Source organism: Desulfovibrio simplex (assembly GCF_055387835.1).
Genome location: NZ_AP042377.1, coordinates 3,254,593 through 3,272,614 on the forward strand (window position 1 = coordinate 3,254,593; position 18,022 = coordinate 3,272,614).

Genomic DNA, 18,022 nt, shown 5'->3' on the forward strand with positions numbered 1-18,022 from the left:
CACGCCGCATGCTTCCTTTTGGATATAGAGGCAGTGGCATGTTGCCTTGGCAACATAAAATGGACTATATATAAATTGCGAAGCAAGATTCGTGCAAAATATTGAAGGCCCGCCTTGTGCACAGGGTGACAGTGCGGCCTCATGAAGCTATATCTGTCCTATGAGTGCAAAACACGATGAAATGTGTGAAACTGCCGGGCCTGCCGCGCCGAAAACCCCTGTGGGAGGGCTGTACGCTTCCCTGAAGGGCGCACGGGGCGTCCTGCGAACGCCGCTTGGTCTGCTCATGGGTGGGGCCGCGCTTGTGCTGGCCCTCATGATAAGCCTGCTGGCCTATATTTCCATTGAGCGCAGTGAAGCCGCCATGGGACGCTTGCTGGCCGAAAAGGGCTCATCCTTTATTATTGCTTTCGAAAGCATTTTGCGCTCCGGCATGCGCAGCGAGGCCGGGGTGCGTCTTCAGGTGCTGCTGGAAGAAATGGCGTCCAGTCCGGGCATAGTCTTTATCGCGGTGACCATGCCTGATGGAACCATAGTGGCGCACAGTGACCGCTCCCGGCTGGGCGAGATCCTGCGGGTGGAAGACAAGGAGATGGACGAGGCGCGCATGCGGGCGCTGAACCCCGGCATGCTGGCGCGCTGGGGCATAATGCACCTGGAGGGACGCAGGGTTTTTGCTGTGTACCGCCAGTTTTCGCCCGGAGTGGCCGACGCCATGCGGGGGTATCCCACGCCCATCATATTTCTGGGGCTGGATATTTCACCCTTTGAAATTACGCGCAGCCAGAACAGGGACTATGTCGCCATGCTCTCGGCCGTGACCCTGCTTGTGGGGCTGGCCTGCCTTCTGGCCCTGTATTACGCCGAGCGTGCGCGGGAATCCCGCCAGCGGCAGCGCAAGGCCGAGGTGGAAATACGTCGCCTTGAAGGGGAGGTGCGGCGCAAGGAAAAGCTCGCGGCCGTCGGCAATCTCGCCGCCGGGGTAGCGCACGAAATCCGTAATCCCTTGAGCTCGATCAAGGGCTATGCCACGTACTTCGGCCAGCGTTTTCCCGAGGGCAGCGAAGACCGCGCCGCGGCCAACGTCATGGTTAACGAGGTCGACCGGCTCAACCGCGTCATCATGGATCTGATCGGCCTTTCCCGTCCGAGCGATGTATCGCCGCGTCCCGGCAACGTTGCGGACGTTGTGCAGCATGTGGTGCGCCTTATCGGCCAGGATGCGGAAAAACGCGGGGTTGAGGTCGAGTGCAAGGTTTCGCGCGAGGTGCCCAAGGCCTTGGTAGACCCCGAGCGCATGGGCCAGGCCTTGCTGAACCTCTGCATCAACGCGCTGGACGCCATGCCCGAAGGCGGACGCCTGACCCTGGCGGCGACCCGGAACAAAAAAGGCGTTTGCCTTATGGTGCGCGACACGGGCGTGGGTATTCCGCCGCGCCAGTTGCCGCACATTTTTGACCCCTACTTCACCACCAAGGGGCAGGGGACCGGGCTGGGCCTGGCCATGGTACACAAGATCGTTGAGGCGCATAATGGTGAGATCAGCGTTGTTTCCCGGCAGGCGACGCCTGGTGGACAGGGTGAAACCCTGTTCCGCATCTGGCTGCCGGAGGCGCTTAATGAGTCACAGCTCTTTGTGGAGCGCAGAAAGAGAAAGCGCGTGTAACAGCCAACCCCGCCAGAGCGGATGACAGTCCGGATCAGGCGGCGCCTGCAACAGATCCGCCGCGCCAACCAAGGTGTTTCGCGGACGGGCAATCAGGCGCCGCGCTCGCGGCAGATCAGAAGGAATGGGCAGAGTGAGCAACAGTATTCTTGTGGTTGACGACGACGGAGCGCATCGCGGCATGCTGCGCACCATGCTCCGCTCGTGGGGCTATGACGTGGAAGAAGCTTCGGACGGGGACGAAGCCGTGGCCCTGGTGCGCGAAAAAAGTTTTTCCGTCGTGCTGACAGACGTGCGCATGGCCCGCATGAATGGCATAAACGCGCTCAGGGGTATTCTCGAATATAATCCCGCCCTGCCCGTGGTGCTCATGACGGCCTACTCTTCAGTAGAAACCGCTGTGGAAGCCCTGCGCCTTGGAGCCTATGACTATCTGGTCAAACCGCTTGATTTTGACAACCTGAAGCACACCCTGCGCCAGGCCATCGAGCATTCACGCTTAAGCGTTGAAAACCGCGAACTGCGCCGCCAATTGAGCCACACCGCGTCCGCGTCGGGCATTATTGGCCGCAGCAAGGCCATTGCCCGCATGCAGGAGATCATGAGCACAGTGGCCCCCACCGAGGCTACGGTGCTTATTTCGGGCGAATCGGGCACCGGCAAGGAACTGGTCGCCCGTGCCCTGCACTCCCTCAGTTCCCGTGCCGACAAGCCCTTTATCACGGTGAACTGCGCCGCCCTGGCGGAGAACCTGCTGGAATCGGAGCTGTTCGGGCATGAAAAAGGCTCCTTCACCGGGGCTGAACGTCGGCGCGAAGGGCGCTTTGCCCAGGCCCACGGCGGTACGCTTTTTCTGGATGAAGTGGGTGAAATGCCCTTGTCCATTCAGGCCAAACTGCTGCGCGCCCTGCAACAGGGCGAGGTGCAGCGCGTTGGCTCCGACACGCAGCTTATGGTGGACGTGCGCGTTCTGGCCGCGACCAACCGTGATTTGCGGCAGGAAGTGGCGCAAAAGCGTTTTCGCGAAGACCTGTTTTTCCGGCTCAACGTCATCAGTGTGGATGTGCCGCCGCTGCGTGAAAGAGCAGAGGACATCCCTTTGCTGGCGGCCCACTTTCTTGAAGAATTCGCCAGCCGCAACAGAAAGGCCGTGCGGGGGTTTTCTGCCCAGGCGCTGGACACCATGCTGCGGTATTCGTGGCCGGGCAACGTGCGCGAACTGGAAAACGCGGTGGAGCGGGCCGTCATCCTCTGCCACGGCGATCTCATTACCGGGCGCGAGCTGCCCTCCATGCTGTCCTGCGAAGCCCGTGTGGAGGATCACCCGGCAGAGCCGGACGCTTCCCTGGCGGGCCTGCCCCTGGATGAGGTGGAGCGCAGGGCCATTGAGGAAACGCTGCGCCAGGCCGAAGACAACAAGAGCGAAGCCGCGCGCCGTCTTGGCATCACCCGCGCCACCCTGCACAACAAGCTGCGCAAGTATGGCCTGGAATAGCATTTTTTAACGGGCCGGGGTTTTACGTCCACCATCATACCGGAACAATCATGAGTGATACAGACAGGAAAGCAGAGGCCGGGGAGTTCAACGCCGCCCGGTTGGAACGTCTCGCCGATTTTTTTAATGAGGTTGGCATGCTGCGGCACACGCCGCGCACCGGCTATGCCTTTCTCGGGTCGGGCAAGGAGAATGTGGCGGAGCACTCCTACCGGGTCAGCGTCATAGGCTATGTGCTGGCGCGCATGAGCGGCCTTGATCCTGCAAGGGTCACCTTTCTTTGCCTGTTTCATGACCTGCATGAAGCGCGCACAGGCGACCTCAACTATGTGAATCACCGCTATGACCAGTGCCGGGCGCGCCGCGCCCTGGAAGACTGCGTGGAGGGCACCGGCCTTGAAGCCGATGTGCTGCCCATGTGGGACGAACTCGACGCGGGCGCAAGCCCGGAATCTATTTTGGCCCATGACGCGGATCAGCTGGACCTGATCTGTAACCTCAAGGCGGAGTTCGACAAGGGCAATGCCTTTGCCGCGCAATGGCTTGAAAGCGCGGTCAAGCGGCTGCGCAGTCCCGAGGCTCAGGAACTGGCGGAGGTCGTATTGCGCACAGACCATAATCGCTGGTGGTATGGCCGCGTGGAAAAGGACTGGTGGATTCGCCGCAATCAAAAATGATAGTGATAGCTGTTGTTGCAATTGTGGAAAATTCTTTACAAAAGATTTCAGACTACGCTAGCCTTACTCGCCCAGAATTGTAGACTGCTCCACTGTGGAGCCTTTGCGCCGGACCGAAAAAGGGGGAGGCATGCATTTTCTGGATGATGAGGGGGGGCAGTACGGGGGCGATGTCTGGCCTTCTGAACTGGCGGCGGAAAACCTTGCCCCGGAATTGGACCTGAAAACCAGGGAAAGCTGCCAGATGCGCCGTCTGCTGAGCCGCATGGAGCAGTATGACCGCACCACATGGCTCATGCAGTTTGAATCATTTCTGCAAAGGGCTTTGTGCGTGGTGCGTTCTGACCGCACGGCACGGCGTTTTGGCGTTCTGCATGCCGACATGCAGGGCTTTCAGGTGCTCAACCGCATCTACGGGGAGCGGGCTGGCAACAGCATGCTGCGCGCCTTTGCCGCCTTTTTGCGGCGGCGCGAGGAGTATGTGTGCGGCAGCCGCATTTTTGCCGACCAGTTCGTCATTCTATTCACCATTCCCAATGGGTACAGCCTGCAGGCCATAACCGACAAGCTTGTGGCCGAAGGCGAGCAATTTCTTGCGGAAAAACGCAGGCTGCATCCACGCAGCCATCTGGCCTTTGTGGGCGGCGTCTGCCCGGTCGAAGGCAGGCCAGAAAGCCTGCACGCCCTTGTAAGCCGTGCGGATCAGGCACGGCGTTCGCTCAAGCCCACCCTGCGCTCACGCGGCGGCGTGTTCACCGAGGCTATGGAGATCTGCCGCCTGCAACGGCAAAGCCTTTACGAAGACGTGACCAAGGCGCTGGAGCACGGCGGCGTGTTCTTTCTGCTGCAACCGCAGGTGGACATCGCCACCGGCGCCGTTGTGGGGGCGGAGGCTCTGGCCAGGATGCGCACGCCGGACGGCAAGCTGATCATGCCCGGAAATTTTGTGCCGCTTCTCGAAGAGTCGGGCGACATAACAGGGCTGGATTTCAACATATATGGTCAGGTCTGCCTTTATCAGCAGGCACGTCAGCGTGCCGGCAAGACATTGCTGCCAATATCCGTGAATATTTCACGCGAGCACTTCAGAAACCCGGCCTTTGTGGACGACCTCCATGCGCTGGTGCAGTCTTACGGGCTTGAGCCCCGCTGGCTGGGCCTTGAAATCACAGAGAGCGTCTTTGTAAAGAATCTTGAAGAAATCAGTGAAAGCGTGCGCCAGCTCAAGCAGTACGGCTATTCCATCTGGCTTGACGATTTCGGCGCCGGTTATTCAAGCCTGAACGTGCTCAAGGACGTGCCCTTTGACGTCATAAAGATCGACAGGGGCCTCCTGGGGTCGGGAGCCATAGCGCCCACAAACAAGAGCATCATCAACAGTGTTGTGCGCCTTGCCGAGGATCTGAACATGGGGGTTCTGTGCGAGGGCGTCGAAAACGCTTCGCAGCGCGAGTTTCTGTCCCGGCTGGGTAATCTCCAGGCGCAGGGATTTCTCTATGCCCGCCCCATGAGCCCGGAAGACTTCACGGCCCTGCTTGAAGGCGACTAGAGCAGATTAACTTTGAAATGCTGCGCAATTCAAAGTTTTCATTCAGCCGAAAAATGTGATTTGCGATAGCCGTTGCTTTAGCCGTTGTGGCGCACTGCACTTTCGTGCAGCGTTAGATCATTTACACTTTTTCAAGTTAAAACGCTCTAAAAAACTCCTTACGGCGGACGAACACGCTTCCGGCGCATGCGCGCAGGCCCGTGACGGCATTGGCGTGCCGTACTTGCGCGCCGCTCTTGCGCCCGCCGGCCATCTGGCCTGTCCGCCTTGTCCGTGTGGAGCCGCTTGAAAGCTGTTGCGAACAGCAGCATACTTCAGACGTCTTCTGTCCGCCCCGAAAATAGTCTTCGGCGCGTTTTTTGCGCCCACGGGCGGCAGCCATTTATGGAGGATTTATGATCCGCAGTATTCGACTTGGTCTTGCCTTTTGTCTGTCAATGGCCTCTCTGGCCGTGCTTCCCCCGGCTTCCGCCAGCGCCGCTGCGGCGGATGCTTCCGCCCGGCGCATGGAACTGCCCGCTCCGGATAAAACCGGCGGCATGCCGCTTATGCAGGCGCTGGCCCAGCGTCATTCAACCAAAAGCGGGTACAGCGGCGCGCCACTTCCGGCGCGGCAATTGAGCGATCTGCTCTGGGCTGCCTGGGGCGTCAACCGCGAAGACGGACGCCGCACCGCGCCTTCAGCCATGAATCGGCAGGAAGTGCAGGTTTTTGTGGCGCTGGACGATGGCGTATGGCGTTATGAACCCGGACACAGCCTGACCCTGGTGCAGGAGGGCGACTGGCGCTCCAAACTTGGCGGCGGTTCGCTGGTCTTGCTGTATGCGGCCCCCACGGCGGGCAAATGGTCGGGCATGCATGTGGGGTCGGTATATCAGAATGTGGGGCTGTTCTGCGCATCGGCGGGGCTGGGCAACTATGTGCATGCCTCAAATGCCTCGGCACTGGATGGCAAGCTGCCGCTGCCAGAGGGCTGGAGCGTGCTTATAGCCCAGAGTGTGGGCTCCATCAGGTAGCGCGTTTGCCTTGGGAATATCCAGTAAGGGTACGGCGGTCCGTGGCGGCGCGTGCCAGCGCGGACACCCCGCGCGCATGCGTCATAAAAAAAGAGGCAACCGGAGTTTTCGGTTGCCTCTCGGCATTTTTGCAAGGCCGCACGGGCTCAGTTCATAACCACAGTGCCCAGCGGCGCGTCGTCCAGCAGGTAGCGGCGCAGGCTTGACGGGGAACGGCCGTCAAGAATAAGCGCGCGCTGGCAGCCCGAGTCAAGGGCGTGCAGGCAGGATTCGACCTTGGGAATCATGCCGCCGGTAATGACGCCTTCAGCCCGGAGCTTTTCTATCTCAACGCGGGTAAGGGCGGTAATGAGCCTGCCCTCGGCGTCCAGCACGCCCGGCACGTCGGAGATAAGCACAAAGTAGTCCGCCGCCAAAGCTCCGGCCAGCGCGCCTGCGGCCGTGTCGGCGTTAATGTTCAGGGCCTGCCCGTCAGGGCCGTTGGCCACCGGAGCCACAACAGGCACAAAACCCCCTTCAAGCAGGCAACGGAGCAGGGCCGGATCCACGGCCTCCACTTCGCCCACAAGACCTAGGGCGGGATTTTTTACAGCAGCGCGCAGCAAATTGCCGTCCCTGCCGGATATGCCCGCCGCCCGCGCGCCGTGGGCCGCAAAAGAAGCCACGACAGCCTTGTTCACCTGGCCGCACAAAACCATTTCAACGGCTTCCATTGTGGCTTCGTCGGTGACCCGCAAACCATTTTCAAAGCGGCTTTCAATCTTCAGGCGCGCCAGCAGCGCGGAAATTTGAGGCCCGCCGCCGTGCACCACCACAAAGCCCATGTCCTGGGCCGAAAGTTGGGCCAGGTCAGTGGCAAAGGCCGTGCAAAGTTCGGGCTTGTCCATGGCGTGCCCGCCATACTTGATAACGACGGTGGCGTTGTTCATGCGTCTTCCTCATTATACGGGAGGTCGGCCTCGCTGCATGGGCGCGGCAAATTCCCAGTGACGTGGTATTCGATTTATCCTGGTAGTTGTCTAAACTAGCACCCCGTCATGCGGCGTGCAAGCCGACAGCATGTCGGATGTGCGACAAAATCCAGATGATTCCGGCAATAATTGCGCGGAAATGCCGTGTGGTCACAGGCACGGGTGGATGCTGCAAAACGGCATTGTATTGCCGGGCCAAAAACGCTAGCCTGCACCACAAGTTTATGGAGGCGAAATGGTGTTAGAGGCACAACAGGGTTTTGGAGAAGGACTCGCCTGGGGGCAGGAGGCCCTGGCGGCGGCCAGCGTTGGCCTGTGGGTTCTCGAACATGATATGGGCAGCGGCGTTACGCGCCTGCTCACCAATGCGATCACCCGCCGTCTGCTGGGCGTGCCCGATGATATCACACCGGAGGAGTGCGCGACATTCTGGCGTAGTCGCGTGGACAGGCGTGATATAGACTCCATATGGAAAAAGCTTGAAGATTTCAAAAATCATGCCGACATGCGCGAGATGCGCTACTGCTACAACCATCCGCAGTGGGGCCCCATACACGTGCGCTGCGGGGGCAGGCGTGTTTCAAGCGATAGCGAGTCGATTTTGCGCGTTGCCGGGTTTCATCAGGACATAAGCGAACTGCATGCGGCCCATCAGGCCTTGCGTGAGAGTCTGTCACGGCTTTCGCTGGCCTGCCGCCTGGGCTGGCTGGGCGTGTTTGAACTGGGCCGCCGCAAGGACAGGCTGGAATTCACCTGCAACGAGGTTTTTTACGAACAGTTTGGTCTGCGTGAAGGGGCCAACGCCGAAGAGCGGCTTGCGGCCGTGGAAAAGTGCATCCTGCCGGAAGACAGGCGGCGCTGGCGGAGCCTTTGCCGTTCCGAGGGCTGGACAGTGGGCTTTCAGGAGCATGTGGAACTTCGCGTTAATCACCCCTGGCGCGGCCTCTGCTGGTTCGCCGTGGCCTGCGAAGTGGTGGGCACGCCGGATGAACCCCGCATCGCGGGCTATGTGAGCGACGTTACAAAGCACCGCCAGCATGAGCGTATGCTGCGCGAGGCCAAGGAAAGCGCGGAGGCCGCCAATGCGGCCAAAAGTATATTTCTGGCCAACATGAGCCATGAAATCCGCACGCCCATGAACGGCATCATGGGCATGGCCCATCTTGTGCTCAATACTGACCTCAATGCGCAGCAGCGGGACTATGTGGGAAAAATTCATTCCACATGCGAATCACTGCTGGACATCATCAATGATCTTCTGGATTTTTCAAAGATTGAGGCCAACCATATGGAGCTGGAAAATCTTCCTTTCCAGCCCGAGCGGGAGGTCGAGGCCGTGCTGGCCCTGCTGCGCCCGAGACTGCAGCACAAAAAGTGCACGCTCGAAAGCCGCATAGACCCGCGCATACCGCCAACCCTGACAGGCGACGCCCTGCGGTTGCGTCAGATTCTGCTGAACCTTGGCGGCAACGCCATAAAGTTTTCAGAGCGGGGCACGGTGCGCATAGACTTGCAGCTGGTGCGCCGCAAACAGCATGGCATCACTCTGGCCTGTCTTGTGCGCGATGAGGGCATCGGCATGAGCAGGGATGAACAGGCGCGTATTTTTACGCCCTTTTCCCAGGCGGACTCCTCCATAACCCGCCGCTTCGGCGGCACGGGTCTGGGGCTTGCCCTTTGCCGCCGTCTGGCCGTACTTATGGGCGGGCGCATCACCGTGCAGAGCGAACCCGGCGAGGGCAGTGTTTTCAGGGTGGAACTGCCCTTTGGCGTGGGCCAGGAGGATATGTTCGCCCCGACCAGCATGGAAGCCGATGCTGCAATGGAATATGGCTGTCTGCGCGGTCTGCGGGTGCTCATGGCGGAAGACGGGGACATAAACCGTGAGATTATGGAAGTGCTGCTGAGCGGCATGGGCGTGGAGTGCATGGCCGTGAGCAATGGGCAGGAAGCGCTTGATGTCTGGCAGAAGCATGCGGACGACATTGACCTTGTCCTTATGGATGTGCAGATGCCCCTTATGGACGGCTATACGGCCACGCGCGAGATCAGGGCCAGCGGTATGCCCGGCGCTGTGGATGTGCCCATTGTGGCCATGACGGCCTATGCCATGCGCGGCGATGCGGAACGCAGCCTTCAGGCGGGCATGAACGCCCACCTGACCAAGCCCATTGACGTGAGGGAGCTGACCCTGACCCTCAAGCGCCTTGCACGAACCTGCGATGAGCGGCACGAAGCCGCCTCCGACGCGGAAAGACAGAATCTTTGAACATCACGGCGGAGTTCGGGTGAAGTTTTTTGCGGGCGTTTGCCTTCAGAACCTGAATGAGTCCGAGAATCTGCCTTGCGGCAATATATTGGGGACGGCACAGATCAATTGGCAATGTGCATTTCCAACGTTTACAGGACGTCCGCTCCGGCGTTTGACAGTGCAGGCAAGCTGCGTTTACGCCTTCGCGGCGGGCAATGCTTGCACAGTCGCCAGAACAATTTCACTTTGAAATTGTTCTAGAGCAGATTAACTTTGAAATGCTACATATTTCAAAGTTTTCATTCAGCCGAAAAATGTGATTTTCGGCTGAATCCACGCCACGTTGTGGCGCGCTGCACTTTCGTGCAGCGTTAGAGCATTTACATTTTTTCAAAGTTAAAATGCTCTAACAAAGATACGAGAACAGGCAGGCTGACAGCCTGTTTGTCTCACAAGCCCAGTCAAGGATAGCATCATGACGCAAGTGGTTACACGATTCGCCCCCAGCCCCACGGGGCACCTGCACATCGGCGGGGCGCGCACCGCCATTTTCTGCTGGCTTCTGGCCCGGCATTTCAACGGCCGCTTTCATCTGCGCATAGAAGATACGGATCTTTTGCGCTCCAAGCAGGAGTATACCGATTCAATCCTGGCTTCCATGCGCTGGCTCGGGCTGGATTGGGACGGCGATCTGGCCTATCAGACGCAGCGCACCGACCTCTACAACGCCTATGTGGACAAGCTGCTGGAAAACGGCCACGCCTACTGGTGTTCCTGTACCCCCGAAGAGGTGGAGGCCATGCGTGAAGAAGCCCGGCAAAAGGGCCTCAAGCCGCGCTATAACGGCTGCTGCCGCACCCGCGATCTGGGGCCGGGCGAAGGGCGTTGCGTGCGCCTCAAGGCCCCTCTGACGGGCAAGGTGGTCTTTGACGATCTGGTCAAGGGCAAGATTGCCGTGGATGTGGGCGAACTGGACGACATGGTCATCCGCCGCGCCGACGGCATGCCCACCTACAACATGGCCGTGGTGGTGGACGATCATGACATGGGCATTACCCACGTCATTCGCGGTGACGATCACGTGTCCAACACGCCGCGCCAGATTCTCATCTATGAGGCCCTGGGCCTGCCCGTGCCGCGTTTCGGCCACGTGCCGATGATTCTCGGCCCTGACCGGCAAAAACTTTCCAAGCGCCACGGGGCGCGCGCTGTTATCGAATACCAGCAGGACGGCCTGCTGCCGCAGGCTCTCGTGAACTATCTGGTGCGCCTTGGCTGGTCCCACGGCAATCAGGAGCTGTTCACGCCCGAAGAGCTGGTGGAATATTTTGACGGCAGCAATCTTAATCCCGCGGCCGCGGCCTTTGACCCCGCCAAGCTGGAGTGGTGCAACGCCCATTTCATGCGCGAAATGCCCCTGAACGAACTGGCCGCGCTGACGGCTCCCTTTGTGGAGCAGGCGGGCCTTGGCGTGCTGACGCGGGAAAGGCTGGAGCCCCTGTGCGCCATGTTCCGCGAGCGCGCCAATAATCTCAAGGCTCTGGCCGAAAGCTTCCGCCCCTTGCTGGTGCCCGCCGCTGATCTGGAGTACGCTGAAAAGGACACCGTCAAGCACCTGACTGACGGCGGCAAGGCGCACCTGCGCGCGCTGGCCGCGATCTTCGTGGCTTGCGAGCCCTTTACTGCTGAAAATATCGAGGCCGCCCTTAACGCCTATGTGGCGGACAACGGCCTCAAGTTCAAGGAAGTGGCCCCGCCCCTGCGTACCGCCCTTATGGGCTTTATGGGCGGCTCGCACCTGAACGAGATCATGGCTTTTCTCGGCAAGGACGAAACCCTGGCCCGGCTGGCAAGGGCAGCGGGGTAGGGTGCTGCCCATAAGTCTTTATCTCCTGCGTCGCCGTCCCTCTTGCTGAAATGGGCGGCGATGCAGGAGACATGTTCGTCAGGAACAGGGCAATACCCGTTAGCGTGACCTGCAAGGGTTTTGCGCGTGAAGCGACACACTACAGCTAGGGGATGTGTTTTTGCACCTTCAATGATCGCAACAGCTGGCGCCTCTGGGGTACACGCGTTGACCTGCTGCCATACTGCGTCTGTGTATAGATGAATCTCCCCCTTCGGGAGACTAATTGATTTGCCCCAGTGCACTTGGGGCTAGCCAGAATGTGCAAGTTGGGGAGGGGGATATGGCACAAATTCCTGCCAGTCCGTGGATGACGGACCCAGAAGTTAAACTTTTTTCTAAATGGCTTCCTTTTGGCTGTACGGCTCTGGAATTTGGCTCTGGTGGAAGCACGCGGTTTTTTTTTGAAAATGGTGCAAAACAGCTTAGTTCAGTGGAAGGAGACGGCAACTGGATAGAAAGTCTTGTTGCGGATCCTTTTTTGGCCTTTTTTTTGGGAAAAGGCCGTCTGAAGATACATATGCCTGACATCGGTCCAATCAGAGAAAATTCATGCAGTAACCCCGCTGGAGACGTGAGTCCAAAATGGCTGAATTATCACAATGAAATATGGGAATTGATCGATTGTTCGGCCTTGAACTTTATTCTCATTGATGGAAGATTCAGGCTTGCTTGTGCATTGCAAAGTATCGTTTATTGTGAGCAAAAGCCTCTGCTTTTATTTCACGATTTTTGGAACAGGCCTGTATATCATCCAATCCTTGAGTTTGTAGATGTGCTTGATCGCGCAGAAACTTCGGCTGTACTACGGCAAAAAGATGTTGTTGATTGGCGTAAGCTTACTGTGTGTCTGCAGCGCGCGCAGTTTGATCCTTCATAGAGGATGGATTCTTTGGGTGCTTGTAATTTTCTAGGCCGAGTACGCCAAGGAGCATCCCCAGTGGAAGTTCCCCTTACATATGCAGAGTATTACGCTTTGAAATAATTGGTAGGGGGAGGGATGCCTGCAATCCAGGTAGGGGGGTATTGTGGGAAAAGGTGTAGCAAGAAATATCTATGTGCTTGGGAAATGTTCCGACAGTGTTTTGCCTGGATCAAAGACTGTGGTGCTATTTGAGGGAATCGTATTCTTCTTGTAGATAATATTTAGAAGTATAATGTGTAATAACAATTTGCATTCACCTAGTGAACTCATACAAAAAATAGTCGACAAAAAATTTAAATATGCTTTTTCTGCGCGAGTTTTTCAAGGATGATATCCTTGAAGACTTGGGCACGACGTTTCATGCTCCACTCCGTGAGGCAGCGCTTTTGCCCTTTTTGGGCTACTGTCGCCCTTTCATCTTCATGTGTCAGATAGTAGCATAGCTTACTAATGAGGTCCTTTTCGCTGGAAAAGGAGATAATTTCCTCATCCACTTTAAAAAGGCGTGAAAGGCCAGGCATCGCCTGGGTTAGCAGCAGTGATCCTGTGCCAGTGGCCTCAAAAAGTCGCATATTTGCTGTGTCCCCTGCGGCTAAATCAACCATTCTCTTGCCATCTGGTCGGATAAAGCCAATATCCCCTTGGCAGTCAAAAACAATGCGCCCACGGCGCAACGCTTTGTGCATCTCAACTCCAAAAACAGGAGGCCTGAGCCAAGGCCGCATGGCTGGTGTAACCAGCGAAGGATCGCAGGTAAGATGTAGTGCTAAGGAAAAATTGTGTTTGATAGCCGTCTGGGCAACAGCATCAATCAGCATTCGTCTTTGATTGTGCTGGGTTGGGGAGATACTGCCAACAAAAACGATATCAGTATCTTGCGGAATGTTCATGACTTCCTTGGTTATCCATTCTGGCATTCCGGGGTAATAAAGTTTTGCATCAGCGGCACCTAGCTCTTTGGCGAGCGGTAACATGCGGGGAAGTCCAGACAGGATAAGATCAAAGTCATGCCAATCAGTGCCAAAAGGAACATCTGCTGCGCGCCAGCCTGCCACAAGTGGTGGCTTGTTGGTCAAGCTTTTAATAAAGGAACCATCATAGTTAATGCAGTCAAGCGCATAGAGTACGTCAGGCTTAAAAATTTTAATCTGCTCACGAACAATGTCAAATTTCCAATCTTCAGTGAACGGGATGTTATGCTCTCTTGCCCAAGCTTTTTGAGCAATTTTGTCATTGGCAATAACAAACATGCCAGTGCAGGACTGCATGTACGTAATTGGTTGATGTGTTGCTGCAAATCCATCACGAAGAAAGCCGTTAATTCGTGAAGTAAAACTGCAATCTCTAAGATGCCGATGTCTGCTGTTAAAATTTATCAAGTATTGTTCGTAGAATGATGCAATTTCAAGTACACGAATATTTGAATTGTTGTTTTGCATATGACATCCAATGTAACGAATGCAGGGGCATTGCGCTAGCCGTTAGTGAAAGGCTTGATTTAAAAAAAAGTAATTCTCTGGTCTTCAGGTAATTGGCTTTGGGCCGTGATGATAGCCTGCGGGCTACGCCAGCGTGGGCGATCTGCTTTTCGTTTCCATGTCATTGGAGGTTGTAGAAATATTCTACCTGCTCCGCTTTTTGGCGTGGGGGAAGATATTGCTTTCTCAACAACAGCGCTGATGAACTCAGGTTTAATGCCGCTCAAACAGTACGGTTCTGGGTAGAGGCATCTCCATGCGCAGCCAAAGCACTCAAGGGGAAGGCACACAGCGGTGGTCGTCGGGTGGCAAGGCAAAAATCTGCCCACTTGTGAACCATTAAGTACAATCACGTGGGGAACATCCAATGCGGCTGCAATATGGGCCAAGCTTGTATCCACTCCAACAGCAAGTCGGCACTTGCTCAGGAATGCAGCGGTAGTCAGAATGTCCAACATTCCTGAAAGATTGCGTGTACGAATCCCCTGAGAACGCAGATGTTGGATGTTTTCTTCATTAATTCCGTATTCAGCCTCGGCCCCCAGCGCAACAACTGACAAATCATGCTGTGTGCATATTTCGACAAGGGCCTTGCCAATAATTGTGCAGTTTCTCTTTGGTATGCTCCCGCCAGAAAAGATCGCAATGGTTTTTTTGTGATCAAAATTTAAGTCTGCCCATTGTAGCTTTGCCTGTTCAATGCTTTTTTCAGAGAGCCATATTTTTGCCTTTGGCGTGTACTTGGTACATCCTAGCTGCTTTGCTATCTCATCGTATTTCATTAGTTCGCTTTGCATATCGTTTGTAATAGTCAGGGGATAGGATAATGAGTTATTGTACACGTCGGCGTACTGCTGTGTCTGATTTATTGTATCAGACTTTACACCCAAGACAGGGGTGTCAAGTGACAATGTTAGTGCGGATATGTCTGGCGGAAGAGAATTTGTTGTCTGAATGATTAAGTCTGGTTTTGAGCTTTTAAGCAGTTTTACGCATTTTTTAAGATAGTCCTCATCAGAAGTTGCATGCTTGTTTATTGAAAGGACAGATGCAACAACTGGGCTCGACTCATAAATTGGAGTGCAGGCTTGGTCGCAAGCTACAGTAATTTGGGCACTGGGGAATACTTCTGGTAAGTTGTCCAAAAGTGCATTGGCAAGAATCGCGTCGCCGATACCGTCAAGCCGGATATAAAGAATTCTTTCAATAGCGTTAAAGTCTAATTCTGAATATGCCATCTCTTTAGCAATGGGGTGGTTTAAAGTAGTATTAGAATTTGATATTTGTTTTTCATTTGATGTTTTTATTGAAGGTGTATTTGGATTAAATTTTGCAATGCAAAAGCCAAATTTTTCTTTTGAAGATTTTATGATTTTAAATCTGGCATCATTTTTCATTATAGTGAAACTTTTATGATGCTTTATATGGTAGATGTCATCAAGGGCAAGATAGCACGGACTGTTTAGTTGTGATATTATATAGTTGAATTCTATAAATCCGAGGTGTCCCGCACTGTCAAGAACAAGGAGTTCCGGGCAAAAATCAAATTGCTTTAAACAGAGGCCAAGAAGATTGTCGGGTACATCGATATGGTTTGTTTCCAGATAATAATTATCTGAACGCTCCCATTCTTCATGATCAGTAAAGATATCTACATCGGGGCAAGAATCCACGAAATCTTTTTGAATCTGCTCTTTGGTTAGCAGCATATCGCGGGGGAGTGAAAGTCCATTTAATACTCTGACGTAAGGAAATAGTTTGTTCTGTAAAAGATTGCGCAATGCTATCGCATAGTTTTTTGGATTTACTTCAATTGAATAGAAGATGCTCTGTAATTCAGGCATAGAGGCCAAGCCCCGCGCAATGGCCGCTGTTGTGCCAGTGCCATGATATGTGCCCGTTTCAATAATGGAAAAGGGACGTATTGTGCGGACAAGGTTTTCAAGAGATTTTGAAAAATCTGAATCAGCAGAAACATTTGTTCCAGCCTCTTGAGACGCATAATGCGAAGCAATTTTGAGATTTTTTTTCACGCTATTAGTCTCCGTTTTTCATTAAATTGCTTTTTCGCCGAAGTTTGCGCAAGATTTATGTTTATTAATTTTTTCCGCTAGAGCCTTTATCTTTAAAAAAGGCTAACTGCCTAGATGAATAAGAGTTCAGGGCTCCGCAACGCGGCGTGGATTCTGCCGCAAATCGCATCCTTCGACAGAATGACAACTTTGAAATATGAAGCATTTCAAAGTTAATCTGGTCTAGGTCGGTATTTCTTCCAGGCTGTCATCAATGTCTGCCATAAGCCTGACGCTGGTTTCCACAAGTTCGCGGGCCTTGGGGGCGATTTGCGAAAGCAGCACGCGCCCGCGCTCGTCAAGGAGCGTGCGGTTGCCTGCATTGTCGCTGAGGCCGCCCATTTCCATATAGGACACAATGACAGGCAGACGCGCGATATTGCTGCCTGTAAGGATGCGCGCGGCGAATTCAAAATCGCCCGCTATCCTGTAGCTGGCATCAAATTTTTCTTTTTGCAGCACAGGCAGGCGGGTGAAGGTGGCGGGAAAGGGCACGCCCATATCTGAAAGAAATCCGTTATATACCCGGTAGATGGTACGGTTCAGCAAGTGCTCGATCTTGCCGTCGTGCCCGCGCAACAGCGCGCCGAAGGCCATGACGGTCTCCGGCCCGAGCGTGCGGAGGCGGCGGTGGCACTGGGTGATGGAGTGACGGCTGACAAAAAAATCGTCCGCGCCCAAAAAAATGGCCCAGTCCCCAGTGGCGCGATCCAGCGCCTTGTTCCAGGCGTCGTACACGCCGGAATCCGGTTCGGACACCAGCTTGATTCTGTCCGCGTGCGGGCGGAGGATATCCAGCGTGCCGTCTGTGGAATCGCCGTCCTGCACAATCCACTCGACATGCGGGTAAGACTGGTTGAACACGGATGCCATCAGTCGGGAGATATATTTTTTTCCGTTGCGTACGGCTGTGATGATGGAATATTTCATATGTGTCCGCCGATGTTGCGCCTGCTACCGGGGGAGATGTCTACAGGGTTGTTATTGGTGTCGCCGCGTGTCGCCATCCGTCATCAAGGTATTTTGCTTTACCCGCAATCGCGGTTGCTACTGATACAGAGGACTCATAGACCGTAGCAGGTTGGCGAACAGGCCGTCCAGTCCCAGAACAAAGGTTTCCACATGGTCTGCCATAATGACCAGCAGCAGGCCCACAAAGAAAAAGCCCACGCCGATCTTGGCCGGAAAGCCGAATTCCATAATGTGTATTTGCGGCGAAGTGCGGGCCACGAGGCCCAGGGCCACTTCCACCATAAATAGCGCCACCATCACCGGGGCCGCGATCTGCAGAGCCAGCACGAACATCTGCGCGGCAAGGTGCAGTATCTGCCACAGGATTTTTGAACCGATGAAGAGCCCGCCCGGCGGGATCAGCTTGAAGGATTCGGCAAAACCTTTGATCATGTACAGGTGGCCGTCCAGCACCAGAAAGGTCAGCAGCGAGACCATCCAGAGAAAAAAGGCCGTGACGCCCGTCTGATTGCCGGTGAGCGGGTCAGCGAAGTTGATCATGGTAAAGCCCATCTGGAAGCCAAGCAGCTCCCCCCCGGCCTGTATGGCCATGAACAGAAAATTGACGGCCATGCCCAGCACCAGCCCCATGACCGCTTCACCCAGAATCATGATCACAATGTCGAAAGGGTGGGCGGGCATCTGGTTTCCCGGCAGCGCCAGATGCGGCCATACGCCCAGCGTGAACACCAGGGTTATGGCGGCCTTGACCTGCACGGGAATATTGTTGGTGGAAAACACAGGCAGCATGAACATGACGATGCTTACCCGCATCATGGTAAGTATGAGGCTCAGCACCTCTGCCTGGTTGTAGTTGAACACGTCCATGCCGGGGGATTTGCAAAATGGCTGCCAAAGAAAACAGCCTGTTGGGGCCGCCGCGCGTCAGAAGGGTGACGCGCGGCGGTTTTGTATGAAGGAGGCATGAAACCAAGCATGCATCGGGCATGCAAGGGCGCAGGACGCCGGGCAGAAAAACCGCAGGCGCAGGCGAGGAAGGGCACA

At 55.5% G+C, this 18,022-nt stretch carries 13 protein-coding genes; 8 read left to right on the top strand and 5 right to left on the bottom strand.

Annotated elements, in window-relative coordinates; genetic code table 11:
* Window positions 1-160 precede the first annotated feature (160 nt).
* From zraS to ACZ5DH_RS13255, 5 genes are all read left to right on the top strand, one after another.
* Window positions 161-1,666 (top strand): two-component system sensor histidine kinase ZraS, encoded by a 1,506-nt coding sequence (gene zraS, locus ACZ5DH_RS13235; protein WP_464254718.1) that lies wholly within the window; start codon window positions 161-163, stop codon window positions 1,664-1,666.
* A 133-nt stretch (window positions 1,667-1,799) separates the two neighbouring features.
* Window positions 1,800-3,161 (top strand): sigma-54-dependent transcriptional regulator, encoded by a 1,362-nt coding sequence (locus ACZ5DH_RS13240; RefSeq protein ID WP_464254719.1) that lies wholly within the window; start codon window positions 1,800-1,802, stop codon window positions 3,159-3,161.
* A 50-nt stretch (window positions 3,162-3,211) separates the two neighbouring features.
* Complete coding sequence (locus ACZ5DH_RS13245; RefSeq protein ID WP_464254720.1) at window positions 3,212-3,838, top strand: HD domain-containing protein; 627 nt, start codon at window positions 3,212-3,214, stop codon at window positions 3,836-3,838.
* A gap of 130 nt (window positions 3,839-3,968) precedes the next feature.
* Entirely contained in the window at window positions 3,969-5,387 is a 1,419-nt protein-coding gene (locus ACZ5DH_RS13250) for an EAL domain-containing protein (RefSeq protein ID WP_464254721.1), read from the top strand.
* A gap of 395 nt (window positions 5,388-5,782) precedes the next feature.
* A complete protein-coding gene (locus ACZ5DH_RS13255) occupies window positions 5,783-6,403 on the top strand; it encodes a nitroreductase family protein (protein ID WP_464254722.1) in 621 nt (206 codons plus the stop codon).
* Between the two features lie 146 nt (window positions 6,404-6,549).
* On the opposite strand, the gene argB is transcribed toward ACZ5DH_RS13255, so the two are convergent.
* Window positions 6,550-7,332 carry an acetylglutamate kinase gene (gene argB, locus ACZ5DH_RS13260; RefSeq protein WP_464254723.1) on the bottom strand — a complete coding sequence of 261 codons (783 nt, stop codon included), beginning with the start codon at window positions 7,330-7,332 and terminating at the stop codon, window positions 6,550-6,552.
* 277 nt (window positions 7,333-7,609) lie between these two features.
* On the opposite strand from argB, the gene ACZ5DH_RS13265 reads away from it, so the two are divergent.
* From ACZ5DH_RS13265 to ACZ5DH_RS13275, 3 genes are all read left to right on the top strand, one after another.
* On the top strand, window positions 7,610-9,643 hold the full coding sequence (locus ACZ5DH_RS13265; RefSeq protein ID WP_464254724.1) for a hybrid sensor histidine kinase/response regulator: 2,034 nt from the start codon (window positions 7,610-7,612) through the stop codon (window positions 9,641-9,643).
* A 457-nt stretch (window positions 9,644-10,100) separates the two neighbouring features.
* Entirely contained in the window at window positions 10,101-11,492 is a 1,392-nt protein-coding gene (gene gltX, locus ACZ5DH_RS13270) for a glutamate--tRNA ligase (protein ID WP_464254725.1), read from the top strand.
* Window positions 11,493-11,814: 322 nt separating this feature from the next.
* Window positions 11,815-12,411 (top strand): hypothetical protein, encoded by a 597-nt coding sequence (locus ACZ5DH_RS13275; RefSeq protein ID WP_464254726.1) that lies wholly within the window; start codon window positions 11,815-11,817, stop codon window positions 12,409-12,411.
* Window positions 12,412-12,749: 338 nt separating this feature from the next.
* Here ACZ5DH_RS13275 and ACZ5DH_RS13280 read toward each other — a convergent pair whose 3' ends face one another.
* From ACZ5DH_RS13280 to fliR, 4 genes are all read right to left on the bottom strand, one after another.
* Window positions 12,750-13,895: a glycosyltransferase family protein gene (locus tag ACZ5DH_RS13280; RefSeq protein WP_464254727.1), complete on the bottom strand. Its 1,146-nt coding sequence runs from the start codon at window positions 13,893-13,895 to the stop codon at window positions 12,750-12,752.
* Window positions 13,896-13,954: 59 nt separating this feature from the next.
* Window positions 13,955-15,967, bottom strand: a complete 2,013-nt coding sequence (locus ACZ5DH_RS13285; protein WP_464254728.1) for a glycosyltransferase family 9 protein — start codon at window positions 15,965-15,967, stop codon at window positions 13,955-13,957.
* A 222-nt stretch (window positions 15,968-16,189) separates the two neighbouring features.
* Window positions 16,190-16,936: a glycosyltransferase family 2 protein gene (locus tag ACZ5DH_RS13290; protein ID WP_464254729.1), complete on the bottom strand. Its 747-nt coding sequence runs from the start codon at window positions 16,934-16,936 to the stop codon at window positions 16,190-16,192.
* A gap of 117 nt (window positions 16,937-17,053) precedes the next feature.
* Window positions 17,054-17,845 (bottom strand): flagellar biosynthetic protein FliR, encoded by a 792-nt coding sequence (gene fliR / locus ACZ5DH_RS13295; protein ID WP_464254730.1) that lies wholly within the window; start codon window positions 17,843-17,845, stop codon window positions 17,054-17,056.
* Window positions 17,846-18,022 lie beyond the last annotated feature (177 nt).